This window comes from Pseudomonas sp. WS 5071, assembly GCF_012985765.1.
In the GTDB taxonomy this organism is placed as follows: domain Bacteria; phylum Pseudomonadota; class Gammaproteobacteria; order Pseudomonadales; family Pseudomonadaceae; genus Aquipseudomonas; species Aquipseudomonas lundensis_A.
This window is the reverse complement of record NZ_JAAQWY010000026.1, coordinates 1-12999: the sequence shown is the minus strand read 5'-3', so window position 1 is coordinate 12999 and position 12999 is coordinate 1. Positions and strand designations below refer to the sequence as shown.

The 12999-nt window shown below is 57.5% G+C and carries 11 protein-coding genes and 2 pseudogenes; 6 read left to right on the top strand and 7 right to left on the bottom strand.

Annotated elements, in window-relative coordinates; genetic code table 11:
* Positions 1–2 precede the first annotated feature (2 nt).
* The 3 genes from cyoA to hmpA all read right to left on the bottom strand — a co-directional run bounded on the left by cyoA (position 3) and on the right by hmpA (position 3678).
* Entirely contained in the window at positions 3–941 is a 939-nt protein-coding gene (cyoA, locus tag HBN61_RS16170; protein ID WP_047273807.1) for a ubiquinol oxidase subunit II, read from the bottom strand.
* An 800-nt stretch (positions 942–1741) separates the two neighbouring features.
* Entirely contained in the window at positions 1742–2251 is a 510-nt protein-coding gene (locus HBN61_RS16165) for a disulfide bond formation protein B (RefSeq protein WP_094993070.1), read from the bottom strand.
* Positions 2252–2496: 245 nt separating this feature from the next.
* Entirely contained in the window at positions 2497–3678 is a 1182-nt protein-coding gene (gene hmpA / locus HBN61_RS16160; protein WP_170047193.1) for an NO-inducible flavohemoprotein, read from the bottom strand.
* 162 nt (positions 3679–3840) lie between these two features.
* On the opposite strand from hmpA, the gene norR reads away from it, so the two are divergent.
* From norR to HBN61_RS16130, 6 genes are all read left to right on the top strand, one after another.
* Positions 3841–5388, top strand: coding sequence for a nitric oxide reductase transcriptional regulator NorR (gene norR, locus HBN61_RS16155; RefSeq protein ID WP_170047191.1), 1548 nt, complete (start codon positions 3841–3843; stop codon positions 5386–5388).
* A 187-nt stretch (positions 5389–5575) separates the two neighbouring features.
* Positions 5576–6463, top strand: a complete 888-nt coding sequence (locus tag HBN61_RS16150) for a nitrilase family protein (protein ID WP_170047189.1) — start codon at positions 5576–5578, stop codon at positions 6461–6463.
* 112 nt (positions 6464–6575) lie between these two features.
* A complete protein-coding gene (locus HBN61_RS16145; RefSeq protein ID WP_262498785.1) occupies positions 6576–7673 on the top strand; it encodes a hypothetical protein in 1098 nt (365 codons plus the stop codon).
* 67 nt (positions 7674–7740) lie between these two features.
* A complete protein-coding gene (locus HBN61_RS16140; protein WP_170047188.1) occupies positions 7741–8739 on the top strand; it encodes an asparaginase in 999 nt (332 codons plus the stop codon).
* Positions 8740–8860: 121 nt separating this feature from the next.
* Complete coding sequence (locus HBN61_RS16135) at positions 8861–9763, top strand: chemotaxis protein CheV (RefSeq protein WP_170047186.1); 903 nt, start codon at positions 8861–8863, stop codon at positions 9761–9763.
* Between the two features lie 4 nt (positions 9764–9767).
* Positions 9768–10244: a GNAT family N-acetyltransferase gene (locus HBN61_RS16130; protein WP_170047184.1), complete on the top strand. Its 477-nt coding sequence runs from the start codon at positions 9768–9770 to the stop codon at positions 10242–10244.
* A 4-nt stretch (positions 10245–10248) separates the two neighbouring features.
* On the opposite strand, the pseudogene HBN61_RS23015 reads toward HBN61_RS16130, so the two are convergent.
* The 4 genes and pseudogenes from HBN61_RS23015 to HBN61_RS16115 form a co-directional block, all read right to left on the bottom strand.
* Positions 10249–11235: pseudogene (locus tag HBN61_RS23015) on the bottom strand (methyl-accepting chemotaxis protein); the annotation flags it as partial.
* Between the two features lie 318 nt (positions 11236–11553).
* Positions 11554–11835 (bottom strand): annotated as a pseudogene (locus tag HBN61_RS23010) (PAS domain-containing protein); the annotation flags it as partial.
* A 152-nt stretch (positions 11836–11987) separates the two neighbouring features.
* The gene (locus tag HBN61_RS16120; protein ID WP_249275339.1) at positions 11988–12233 is read right to left on the bottom strand and encodes a hypothetical protein; all 246 of its coding nucleotides are present in this window, start codon (positions 12231–12233) and stop codon (positions 11988–11990) included.
* A gap of 71 nt (positions 12234–12304) precedes the next feature.
* The gene (locus HBN61_RS16115; RefSeq protein WP_170047180.1) at positions 12305–12640 is read right to left on the bottom strand and encodes a hypothetical protein; all 336 of its coding nucleotides are present in this window, start codon (positions 12638–12640) and stop codon (positions 12305–12307) included.
* Positions 12641–12999: the final 359 nt, after the last annotated feature.

The window sequence follows — 12999 nt, the reverse complement described above, 5'->3', positions numbered from 1 at the left end:
GTTTACTCCTCTGCCCCGGCAGCTGAATGCGAACTGGTGTCCAAACCTTCGGTCCCGGCCACTTCTTTCTTCTCGTGCTGCACCGGCTTGCCTGGTTTCATGCCTTCATACTTGTCGATGATGGTCTGGAACAGGTTCGGTTTGACCGAGGAGTAGAGCTCAACGGGATTGTTCTGACTTGGCTTGGTCAAGGCTTCGTATTCAGCTGTATCAAGCTGTTTAGGTGACGCTTTGACTTCACTTACCCATGCATCGAACTCAGCCTGGGAAGTCGCGATTGCTTTGAATTTCATGCCAGTGAAGCCCGCACCGCTGTAGTTGGCTGAAATGCCATCGAGCTCGGCGTTCTTGTTAGCAATCAAATGCAGCTTGGTCTGCATACCGGCCATGGCGTAGATCTGACCGCCCAGGCCAGGAATGAAGAACGAGTTCATGACCGTGTCGGACGTGATACGGAAATTCACCGGCGTGTTGGCCGGGAACACGATCTTGTTGACGGTGGCGATACCCTGTTCCGGGTAGATGAACAGCCACTTCCAGTCCATGGCCACTACTTCGATAGTGACTGGCTTGACGTCAGACTCAATCGGACGATACGGGTCCAGCGCGTGGGTCGACTTATACGTGATCACACCCAGCGCGATGATGATCAGGATAGGCACCGTCCAGATCACAACTTCAATCTTGGTGGAGTGCGACCATTTTGGTGCGTAGGTGGCGTTCTTGTTCGACGCGCGATATTTCCACGCGAAAACAAGGGTCATCAAGATGACCGGCACCACGACCAAGAGCATCAGCAATGTAGCAGTGATGATCAGATTCTTTTCATCGACGCCGATCTGCCCCACCGGATCGAGCAACGTCATATTGCAGCCTCCCAGCAACAACATGCCGAAAAGTGGCAATAAGCCAAAGAGTCTGGGGTACCTTTTTTTAGTCATCTCACGACCTCTAAAACAGCTTGCACAATGCAGTTGGTTTTTTCCGCCAACACTTCACCCTGCCAAGGGTTGGCAATTTTCCGGATTGAATAAGGGCCTGCTTCATCGCGGTGAAGCGACTGGGCAATTCCTGGGTTAGCAGTGATTTCTTATTCGATACTTGGTCAAAGGCCTTGTCACAGACCAATTCCATTTGGTGCGGAACTTAGAAGGGTTGCCAGTACCTTGGGAGTCGCATGGAAAGCCTGTCACAACCACCCAGGCGACCTTCAACTTCCCGCTTGGGCTCAGGGATGAGCAGGCTGGACGTTCAGTGCGGGCGATTGTAGTTAGGTAGCTCTCTATAAACCATGTCTCATCCCGAAATAATTAATCTCGGCTGTGGTAACAATCCCGCACTATTATTACGGCCCGCGTTTAAAGCCCCTCCCTGACGCGCTTGTAGCACGCCCTTCCCCCAAGCTGTATCCGCCCCTTTTTAGCGCACGCTCAGACCTTCGCCAACACTCCAAAACGCCCAAACAAAAAGGCTTGCAGCGTTTTTCATGGTGCTTAGCGGCGGCTTTTTCAAGCCCTGCCTCAGCGTCAAAACGCCTCATGAGCGGGGACACCAGTGAGACGTTTCAGCCGTGTATTGTGAAATGAAAACATACCCTGTGACAATTTCTCCGTGACAATATGTCGCAGCCCCGAGCGCACCTTCACTGCCCCGTATCACATGCTATTCACATTTTTCGTGGGCGAAAAAAAGCCCCGCTCTTGAGCACAAGAACGAGGCCGTTGCAACCTGATTCAGTGTGTCAGGCAGGCTTGCTGCGATTGCGGTAAATGCCCAACGGTACCAGCACGGCCGTCAACACGAACGCCACCAGTGCCCATTGCGCCAACGACAGGCCAAGCACAGGCGGGTAAGGCGTCGAACAGAAGCCATCGACTTGAAAACCCAGCGGGAATACAGCAGCCAGCGGCAAACCGTCGACAATTGGTTGCAGCGCGTCCAGGCCGCAACTGACCGCAGGGTTCGCCAGGATGTACACGTGGCGCCCCGCCGCGACCACCCCACCAATGGCGCTCAACACCACCAGCCCTTCAAACACCGTGATACTGCGCCGGGTGCGCATCGCTGCACCGATGAAAGCAAAAATAGCAATCAGCAGTAACGCATAGCGTTGCAGGATGCACAGCGGGCAAGGCGCCTCCCCCAGCACCACTTGCATATACAGCGCACCACCAATGAGGGCGAGGCAGATCAGCCCCAGCAAGACCAGAAAGCGCTTTTCGCGCCCCAGTCGCATCATGTCGTCCGTCATCGTGTTTCCTTTTGCCTGATTGTCCAAGGGCCGTCCGGCCGTCACAAAGCGCGCAGTTTACACCCAGACCTCCTGCATGGATGTAAGGCAGTTGTAGGAAGGGAATTAACAACGGGAGGGATTAAAGCGCGATTAACAAAACGCCCGCCGTGCTCTTCTGACCGCTTTCACTCAAAGGCGCGGGAGGCAGACGAACACTGCGGGCGTAGGTGTATCAGCCGGTTAGGCGGATGACCAGAACCGCTTTATTCCAATGCAGCAGCGGGGCCGAAAAACTCGTAGCGGCTTTGTTGTTCAGGAACACCCAACGCCTTGAGCTGACGTTTGATGGCGCTCATGAAACCCTTGGGGCCCAGGAAGTATGCGTCGACATCACGGTCCGCAGGCAACCATTTATCCAGCAGTTCGGCGGTCAGCAACCCCACGTGATCGGCGGTCGCTCCCTGCCCATCCTGTTCGGCGTAGCAGTAAAAACGCTGCAACTGTGGATATTGCGCCGCCAACTCATCCACCCAGCCACGGAACGCGTGCACCTCGGCATTGCGCGCGCAATGGATAAAGTGGATAGGCCGTTGAGTCGTCAACGCTTTTTCCAGCATCGGCAAGGTTGGCGTAATGCCGACGCCGCCACTGATCAGCACCAGCGGTTTGTCACTGGCGGTCAGAGTGAACTCGCCGGCTGGGGGGAACAGCTCAACAATGTCGCCCACTTGCAGGCGATCATGCAGGTAGTTGGACACCACCCCGCCCGCCTCGCGCTTGACGCTGATGCGGTAACGACCCACCTGCGCCAGCGCCGACAGCGAGTAGTTACGACGCGCTTCCACACCGTCGATGTCCAGCTTGATGCCAATATACTGGCCCGGCTCACAGTCGAGGATCGGTTGCTGGTCCACGGGACGGAAGTAAAAAGATGTGATCTCAGCACTTTCGTCGATTCTGGCCGCCAGTTTGAACGCCCGACCACCGCGCCAGCCGCCCGGTGCAGCAGCTTTTGCGTCATAAATGGCCGCTTCGGCACCGATCAGGATATCGGCCAGTTGTCCATACGCCGCCCCCCACGCTGCCAACACTTCAGGGGTGGCGATGTCACTGCCCAGCACTTCTTCAATCGCGCGCAGCAGGCACTTGCCGACAATCGGGTAATGCTCCGGCAGAATTTGCAGCGCCACATGCTTGTTGATGATGCGGGCTACAAGGTCTCCCAACTGGTCGAGCTGATCAATATGGCGTGCGTACATCAGCACACCATTGGCCAAGGCACGGGGCTGATCGCCGCTGGCCTGATTGGCCTGGTTGAACAGCGGGCGTACTTCGGGGTATTCCGACAACATCATCCGGTAGAAATGGGTGATTAAAGCTTCACCGCCGCTTTCCAGCAGCGGCACAGTGGATTTGACGATGGCACGATCCTGAGCAGTAAGCATAAGGGTGACTCCAGAGCACGTAGGCATTGACTAACATTCGATGAGCGTTCAGGTATCAGAATCCGTGCCAACTTTAAAACCCTTTAAAAACAGCCTTTTAAATCCAAAATAGTCATTTTGACTCAATCTGATATATAGTCATTACGACTACACGAGGTCAAAATGACTGCAAAACTCCTGCTTACCACACTGTTGCCACTGGTCGACGACCTGTCTCGCGATCTGCCAGAAAGCGAGCGTTATCGCCGCCTGCTCGAAGCCATGCGCGCCCTGCTGCCTTGCGATGCTGCAGCCTTGCTGCGTCTGGACGGCGAGTGGCTGGTGCCCTTGGCCGTAGACGGCCTGAGCCTCGACACATTGGGGCGTCGGTTCAACGTCAGCGAGCACCCGCGCTTTGAGGTGCTGCTCAGTAGCCGCGGGCCAACGCGTTTCCCCAGTAATTGCGAGCTACCCGACCCCTACGACGGGTTGGTCGACGGGCTGGCCGAGCATCTGGAAATCCACGACTGCATGGGCTGTCCCCTGTTCATTGACGAAAAGCCCTGGGGCTTGCTGACCCTCGACGCGCTTGATCCCAAACGTTTCGAGCCGATCGAGCTTGATGCCCTGCAAGCGTTCGCCAGCCTTGCGGCCGCCACCGTCAATGTTGCCCGGCGCATCGAACGCCTGGCTTTGCGGGTTGAAGACGAGCAGTTGAAAGCCGAGCTGTACCGTCAGGCCAACGGCACGTCCAACAAAGAGCTGATTGGCCAGAGCAAGGTTCACAAACGCCTGCTCGATGAGATCGCACTCGTGGGCAGCAGTGACCTGACGGTCCTGATCACCGGCGAAACCGGGGTCGGCAAGGAGCTGGTGGCGCAAGCGATTCATGCCGCCTCGCCCAGGGCCGACAAACCGATGATCAGCCTCAATTGCGCGGCGCTACCCGACACGCTCGTCGAGAGCGAACTGTTCGGCCACGTGCGCGGCGCCTTCACCGGGGCCACCCAGGATCGGCGGGGCAAATTCGAACTAGCCAACGGCGGCACGCTGTTCCTCGACGAAGTGGGTGAGCTTTCACTCGCGGTGCAGGCCAAACTGCTACGCGTGCTCCAGAGCGGTCAGTTACAACGCCTGGGTTCGGATCAAGAGCATCGCGTCGACGTCCGCCTGATTGCCGCCACCAACCGCGATCTGGCGGCAGAAGTGCGCAGCGGTCGCTACCGCGCCGACTTTTACCATCGCCTGAGCGTCTACCCGCTCAAAGTGCCCGCCCTGCGCGAACGCGGGCGCGACGTGCTGCTGCTAAGCGGCTTCTTCCTTGAACAAAACCGTTCACGCATGGGCCTTGGCAGCTTGCGCCTGAGCCCAGACGCACAGGCCGCGCTGGTGCATTACGACTGGCCGGGCAACGTGCGCGAACTGGAACACCTGATAGGCCGCAGCGCCTTGAAAGCCTTGGGCAATTGCCCCACACGCCCGCGCATCCTGACACTGACGGCACACGACCTTGATCTGCCTTCAACCCCCGCCACCAAGGCTGCGCCGGACACACCCGCCCAGGCTCCCGACGCCTTGGGAGATCTGCGTCAAGCGACAGAGCACTATCAACGAACCTTGATCAGCGCGTGCCTGGAACGCCATCAGCACAACTGGGCCAGCGCGGCGCGTGAACTGGGGCTGGACCGGGCCAATCTGGGGCGCTTGGCCAAGCGACTGGGGTTGAAATAGATGCAGGGCAACGCGCCATGGGCGCCCGCCGCACACTGCGCCAATACCCTTTGCAACGTAAGAAAAATGACGGATCCCACCAATTTCAGAGCAATGAACTACAGGCCGAACGGATGCGGACGATAGACCCGCAACCTTACAAATCGCCTTACTGACAACCCGGTGACAATTACCTGAGGTGTCAGTCATGAGCGAAGCCATCAGTGAAGTGCGCGTTGCGGTTGTGCAATTTGATCCTCAAGTCGGCATCCGGCATCGCCAAGACAATCTGCACAACAGTCTGCGCCTGGCCATGGAGGCCGTTACGAATGGGGCGGAGTTGATTGTCCTTCCCGAGCTGGCCAACACCGGCTATTTCTTCGCCAATCGGCAGGATGCTTTCCTGCACGCCGAGATCCTTCCTGATGGTCCCAGCACCCAGGCCTGGATGGATTTTGCCGCGTTGCATCAGGTTTATCTGGTAGCCGGGCTGGCGGAGCGGGACGGCATGCAGCTGTTCGATACCGCTGTGTTGCTGGGGCCGGACGGTTTTATCGGTAAATACCGTAAGGCCCACTTATGGAATCGGGAAAAGCTGTGGTTCACACCCGGCAATCTGGGCTTCCCCGTGTTTGAAACGCCGATCGGGCGCATTGGCCTGCTGATCTGCTGGGATATCTGGTTCCCCGAAGTGCCGCGTCTCTTGACCCAGCAAGGCGCCGACATCATTTGTAACCTGAACAACTGGGTCTGGACACCCCCGCCGCTGTTCGATGCGTCGGGTAAATGCATGGCCTCCTACCTGACAATGACCGCAGCCCACGTCAATAACGTGTATATCGCGGCGGCCAACCGTATCGGCGAAGAACAGGGTGAACGCTATTTGGGTTGCTCGCTGATCGCTGGCACCAATGGCTGGCCCATTGGCGAGGTCGCACCGGCAGATACGCAAACCATCCTTTACGCCGATATTGATCTGGCTAGCGCACGCAGCGCACCAATTTGGAACAACTTGAACGATCTGCACCGGGATCGTCGTACTGACTTGTATGACTCGATGCTCGGCTATTGCTACCACCCTTGCCTGCCACGCTGATGAGGATGCCGCCATGGACTCCTCACCTGTACGCAATACATCACTCACGGCTGCCCGCCTGTCAGGGATCATCATGGCTGCCGGGTTGGCCGTCGGGGCGTTTTCGATCTGGATGGCGCTGAGTTACACGGACTCAAATCCAGGACACTGGCCAAGATATAGCGAAATGATGGCTGAGCTGCCTTCCCCGATGTCCTGGCTGCGCTGGATACTCGGAGACATCACCGAGGTCGCTTTCTACAAGCATGAACTGGCTTCATTCGGCTTGCTGCTTGGAGCTGCCTTGGGCTACTGGACCAGTCGTTACGCACCGGCGTGGCAAGGCTTCAGCATCAGTTACGGCTCCGGACTGTGGCCATGGCTGGTGACCAGCTCCCTATTGGGGTTATTACTGAGCAATGCGTTGTGGGGCTGGACCCTGACCGCCGATACGTGGCAGCCCACATTCGCTGCATTTGTATCATTGCCCGCCGCCATGGTCCTATTCTTTGGTGGAGGCTGGAAAGTAACCCTTAACGGGGCCGTTCTGGGTGCGTTACTCGTCACTCCGGCTTGTCTGTTGTTCGTCAACTTTCTGTGCGTACCCTTGGGGTTACCAGTGGTGATTGGCAATGTGCTGGGGATGGCACTCGGTAGCGTGGCTGCTTTTATGTTGTGTCGCGCAATACCTGTTCTGGTAAGTCGCGCGCCTGGATCTGCACCTGAATGTGCTCAACCTGTCGCGACAAAAACACCGGACTACGGGCTGCTATGGACGGTACGCCGCGTTCTGGCTGACTTTTCCGAAGCGCCTTTCTTTGGCAATGAGTGGGCGAGCCTGGGTTTGTTACTGGGCGTGCTGCTCGCCTATGGACTAAACCCTCTAAGCCCCGCCTATGGCTCAGGACTCGTGCTGCAGCTGATTGCAGGGCAAGCGCTGACCTCTTTGCTGGGGGTGACGATGTGGCGGCATCAATGGCAGATAAGAGGCTGGTATCCCACGTATGTCCCGCTGGTCTCAGTGGTCCCGGCAGCTGTGCTGACCTGCGGCGGCAGTGCAACAGTGGTGATCATCAGTGCCTTTTTTGGGGCTTTGATCGCACCGCCTTTGGCCTGCGCCATTGCTCAGCGGTTACCAACGTATGTGCACCCTTACATCGGCAACGTCCTGTCGATGGCAATCAGTACTTTACTAATCGTTCCAGCCATCCGTTTTTGGCTCGTAAACTAACCTTTGCCCGGCGTGCGTGGCGGGTTTCGACCTCAGAAACCCGCACCTGCGTATCAGTGAGGACAGCATGAATCGACCGACAATTGCCATCGCAACACTGGGCGGCACCCTCAGCATGCAACGCGGTGAACCCGGTGAAGGAATTACTCCGTCGCTGGGCGGCGCTGAATTACTGGCCTCTGTACCTGAACTCGGCGCATTGGCTCACATACGGATTAAAAGTCTGAGCCTATTGCCCAGCGCCTCAGTGAATTTTGATTTTTTGCTGCAGGTGCTGGAATGGGCCAATGACCAGATCACACTGGGCGCTCAAGGCGTGGTCATTACCCAGGGCACCGACACCCTTGAAGAGTCCGCAACTTTTTTCGAGTACTTGTGGCCACACGATACCCCCTTGGTATTAACGGGCGCGATGCGTTCAGCCAGCGAGGCAAGCGCTGACGGCCCTGGCAATCTGCTAGATGCCTGCCGTGTCGCGCTAAGTGCATCGAGTAAAGGCAGAGGCGTTCTGGTGGTCATGAATGGCGAGATTCACGCGTCACTCTCGGTTCGTAAAACCCACACCCTAGCCTTGAATGCCTTCACCTCTGCGACAGGCGGCCCAGTGGGGTTAATGATTGAACACACGCCCCGCTTTCTGCACCCCGGGGCTACCCGCATGACTTTGCCCATACCCTCATGCACCACGCATAAAGTCGCGTTACTGGAGGCCTCGCTATCAGCTGACACCCTGATTCTTGAGCAACTGGTGGAGATGGGTTATCAAGGCTTGGTGATCGCCGGCTTTGGTGCTGGCCATGTCAGTGAAAAGTGGTCAATTGCTTTACAGGCGATTGCAATCAACCTCCCTGTCATCGTGGGCTCACGCACGGGTGCCGGGACAACGGCTTTCCACACTTACGGATTCACGGGTGGGGAAATCGATTTAATCCGCAAGGGTTTGCACCTGAGCGGGTTTCTCTGCCCACGTAAAGCCCGGCTATTACTGTGGCTAGTTATCGGATGCGGCCAACAGTCAAAACTGAACGATTTTCTCGCCTATGGGCAAGGCTGCCAAACGTCGTAAACCCTAAACCGGTACTGATCCGGGGTTTTGTTAAAGACCGACCCAATCAGGTCGATAACCCTGTATCGCCCGCTGCTGTTGGCTTCAAGCCCGCGCGCATTTCTTTACACAGAAGGTTTTTATGTCCTCCCACAACGCCCGCGCAGACTCTCTTTCGCTTCTGCTGTTCACTTTGCGCAGCGGCAAGCTGATGGCGATTAACTTGCTCAAGGTCAGCGAAATCATCCCCTGCCCACCGCTGACGAAAATGCCCGAGTCGCATCCTCACGTGAAAGGCATTGCCGTGCTGCGCGGGGCCTCGCTGGCGGTTATCGACCTGAGTCGCGCCATCGGCGAGCAGCCGCTGGAAGACCCGAACGGCGGTTGCCTGATCGTCACGGATGTCAGCCGCTCCAAGCAGGGCCTGCATGTGCAGGCGGTGAGCAAGATCATTCATTGCCTGAGTACCGACATCCGCCCGCCACCCTATGGCTCGGGCGGTTCGCGCTCGTTCATTACCGGGGTGACGCGGGTCGACAACATGCTGGTGCAAGTGCTGGACATCGAGAAAGTGATTCACGGCATCGCGCCTTCGCACATCGTCGAGGACCCGGACGCCGTGACCATGGAAGAAGCCGAATTACTGGCCAATGCCCGGATTCTGGTGGTCGATGACAGTCAGGTCGCCCTGCAACAATCGGTCATTACCCTGCGCAATCTGGGTTTGCAGTGCCACACCGCCCGCAGCGCCAAAGAAGCCATCGACCGCTTGCTGGAACTGCAAGGCACAAAAGATCAGATCAACCTGGTGGTGTCGGACATCGAAATGTCCGAAATGGATGGATACGCGTTCACCCGTACCCTGCGCGAAACCCCTGACTTCAATCACTTGTATGTGCTGCTGCACACCTCGCTCAACAGTGCGATGAACAGCGAAAAAGCGCGCCTCTCAGGTGCTAACGCCGTGCTGACCAAGTTCTCGTCTCCCGACCTGACCAAATGCCTGATTGAAGCCGCCCGCACCGTCGCCGCTCAAGGGTATTGAACCCGTGAGCGCGGCGTGCCTGCTGCTGCGCAAAGACTTGCGCGGCCCTTTACCGCCTGCGCGCCCGTGGCCTGAAGGCTACACCGTGAGCACCCTGAGTGCGTCTCTGACTCAGCCGGTGCATGCCTTACTCGTAGAGGGCTACGCTGCCGGACAGGGCAGCGTGTCTTCTTTTGCGGCATGGCAGCACACCTTGGCACACGATGCCGAATACGATCCTGCGTTGTGCTTTGTGCTGCTACACGCCACACGCGTGGTGGGCGTTGCGCTGGCCTGGACCAGCGCATACCTCAAGGACTTGGTGATCGATCCCGCGTATCAGGGCCGCGGCCTGGGCAGCGCCTTGCTGGAGCACGTGTTTGCGATATTCCGGCAGCGCGGCGAACCCTGTGTCGACCTCAAGGTCATGGCACACAACCTCAAGGCCCGCGACATGTACGCCCGCCACGGCATGGCGCTGGTCCAGTACGAAACGGTTTAGCCGCTTAACGCCGGGACTGCCAGAAATCCTGAGCGAGGCTGCGCAAGGCTGCCGCCAGATCTGCCACATCCCCCGAGTTACGCTGACTTTGCTGCCCGGCGTCGACGGTAACCTCACAGGCACTGCGAATCCCGGCGATATTACGGTTGATGTCCTCACTGACCACGCTTTGCTCTTCGACGGCGGAGGCTATCTGCACGCTCATTTCGGTAATTTTCTTGATTTGCAGGCTGATGCCGTCCAGTGCACTGCTGGCCAATTGCGCTTGATTAGCACTGCTTTGCGCATACTCACTGCTTTGCTGCATTACCTGCACCGCGGCCCGCGCACCGTTTTGCAGGGTACTGATCATCTGCTGAATTTCGCAGGTGGACTGCTGGGTGCGCTGCGCAAGGCCGCGCACTTCGTCCGCCACAACCGCAAATCCGCGCCCCTGATCGCCCGCACGTGCCGCCTCAATGGCGGCGTTGAGTGCCAGCAGGTTGGTTTGCTCCGCGATGCTGCGTATCACCTCCAGCACCGATGAAATCTCACTGCTGTGGTTTTCGAGGTGATGAACCACTTCAGTGGCTCGCACCAACTCGCTGGCCAAATGCTGCGCCGAGGTGCGACTTTTGATCACCAAGTCATAGCCTTCACGGGTTTCCTGCTCGACACGATCGGCTGCTTGCGATGCCTGCTGTGCATTGCTCGCCACTTGCGCCACGCTGGCAGCCATCTCGTTGACTGCGGTGGCCACCTGATCTGTTTCTAGCTGCTGGTGCAAGGTGCTGTCATGGCTGCTTTGCAGGTGCTCGACCAGTTGACCGGCGTGCCCGGCCAAGCGCCGGGAAGCGTCACCGATGCGCCCGACCACAGCCCCGACCTGGGCTTGAAGCATAGCCAGCGCGAACTCGATCTGCCCGAACTCGTCTCTGCGGCCGGTATAGATCTGCTGGCTCAACGGGTTATCGCCCACGTCTTTGGCACGGCGCGTCAACGCGTTCAAAGGCTTGAGCATCCAGATGATGGTGGCTGAACTGACTAAGCTGCCCGCCAACCAGAGCCCTAACCCGGCTTGCGGATCAAACTGTGGCATTAGCACCGCCCCCATCGCGATGACAGCACCTAGTATTGCACTGACGTATAGGGCCAATTTATTGGCCAATCCCAACCTTGGCAGACGCTTCCAGAACGGCAGCCGCCCTGCACGCAGACTTGCGTAGCACGCTTCAGCGACCGTAACGCGCTCAGGGGTTGGGTAAGTGCGCACAGATTGATACTCAACGGTTTCACCGTTTTGCATGACCGGCGTGACGTAGGCACTGACCCAATAATGGTCGCCATTCTTGCAGCGGTTTTTCACCATCCCCATCCAGGAGCGTCCGGCCTTGAGCGTCTGCCACATATGGCTGAAGGCCGCGGCAGGCATGTCGGGGTGGCGTAGCAGATTGTGGGGGCTGCCCAACAGCTCACTCAGCTCATAACCGCTGACCTGAATAAAGTCAGGGTTGGCATAGGTGATACGGCTGTCGAGGTCGGTGGTGGAGAGGATATTAGCGTCGGGTGCAAAATCAACGGATCGGCCGGTAATCGGTAGATTGATTTTCATAACAGGCGCGCTCGGAATATTGGGAGGAGTCGGCAGGGCTGTCGACTCTAAGCGCACCCATTAACGAAATACTGATCTGGCGCAGGTTCGCCGAAGTTAATCGTACAAACGCTAAAAATCAGCGATTCGCGACGGTTTTTCGACGTCAAAAATTAACGTTTGCCCATGGTTTTACGGGTGCCGTGGGGTGGCGCGCCCGGGGTTTTGTCGTGACCGCCCTTGCCCGATTTCTGATACCAGGGCTGGTTGTCTTTTTTGGCTTGGGCAAATGCCGCAGGGTTGAATGGAAAGCTGAAGGCTGGAACGGCCGGTTTGTCGGCAGCGTTCGCGGTTGTTTCCAGCTCGGCCTGTTCGGCCGCCACGGTTTCTGGAGCCGTCAGTTGTTTAGAGGAAGTCATGAAAGCTCCGGAGAATGCGGGGTAGGAAGAAAGCCGCGCAGTATACCTGCCATCCTCGCCCCGCGTTGCACTCAGAGGTATGAAATAGTCACCACGCCGTTGTGCACCCCTTGTTCTTTACGGTAGGCCGGGGTGTTTAGCTTCTGATAGGACGCGACAAACGGTAGCTGCCCCGTTCGGCAGGCATTGCTCGCCATATTCACCGCCAACACTACATTGGGCGCGACATCGATCAATTGGGTTTTGTCGCCATAATCCACAGCCCCCAATCGACCATGCTCACACCCTGCTTCCACAATCTCGCCTTGAAACTTGATGACACCACTCATGGCAACTGTTTCAGACACAGCCTCATTGGAAAGCCCGAACAACACACATGCCGCCAACCCCAGCGCAAATATTTTCATCAACAGCCCCCGGCCCAGAGACGCACGGGACGCACCTCTCTAATAACCAGCGCATCGGCCAAAAACCTGTTTTCTTTATATGTAGGGACAGGATTTTAATACGACGGTCAGTGATAGAAATTTCGCGTACGGGGGAGCAGGTTGCTGAATGAGGCCTCAATCAAGGGCAGGCTCGATCAGGCTGGAGCACACTGAACACGTACACACCGACTTACGCTGTGACGTTGTATACCTAAGGAATCTCCGAACAAGCCTTCAGTTATGCGAGAATCCCCGCAACACCTGATCCGAGCCGCCCATGAGCCAGATGAGCTTTTCCGACTTTGAGTACGCCGGCAAGCGCAAGCAAACCCGCCGAG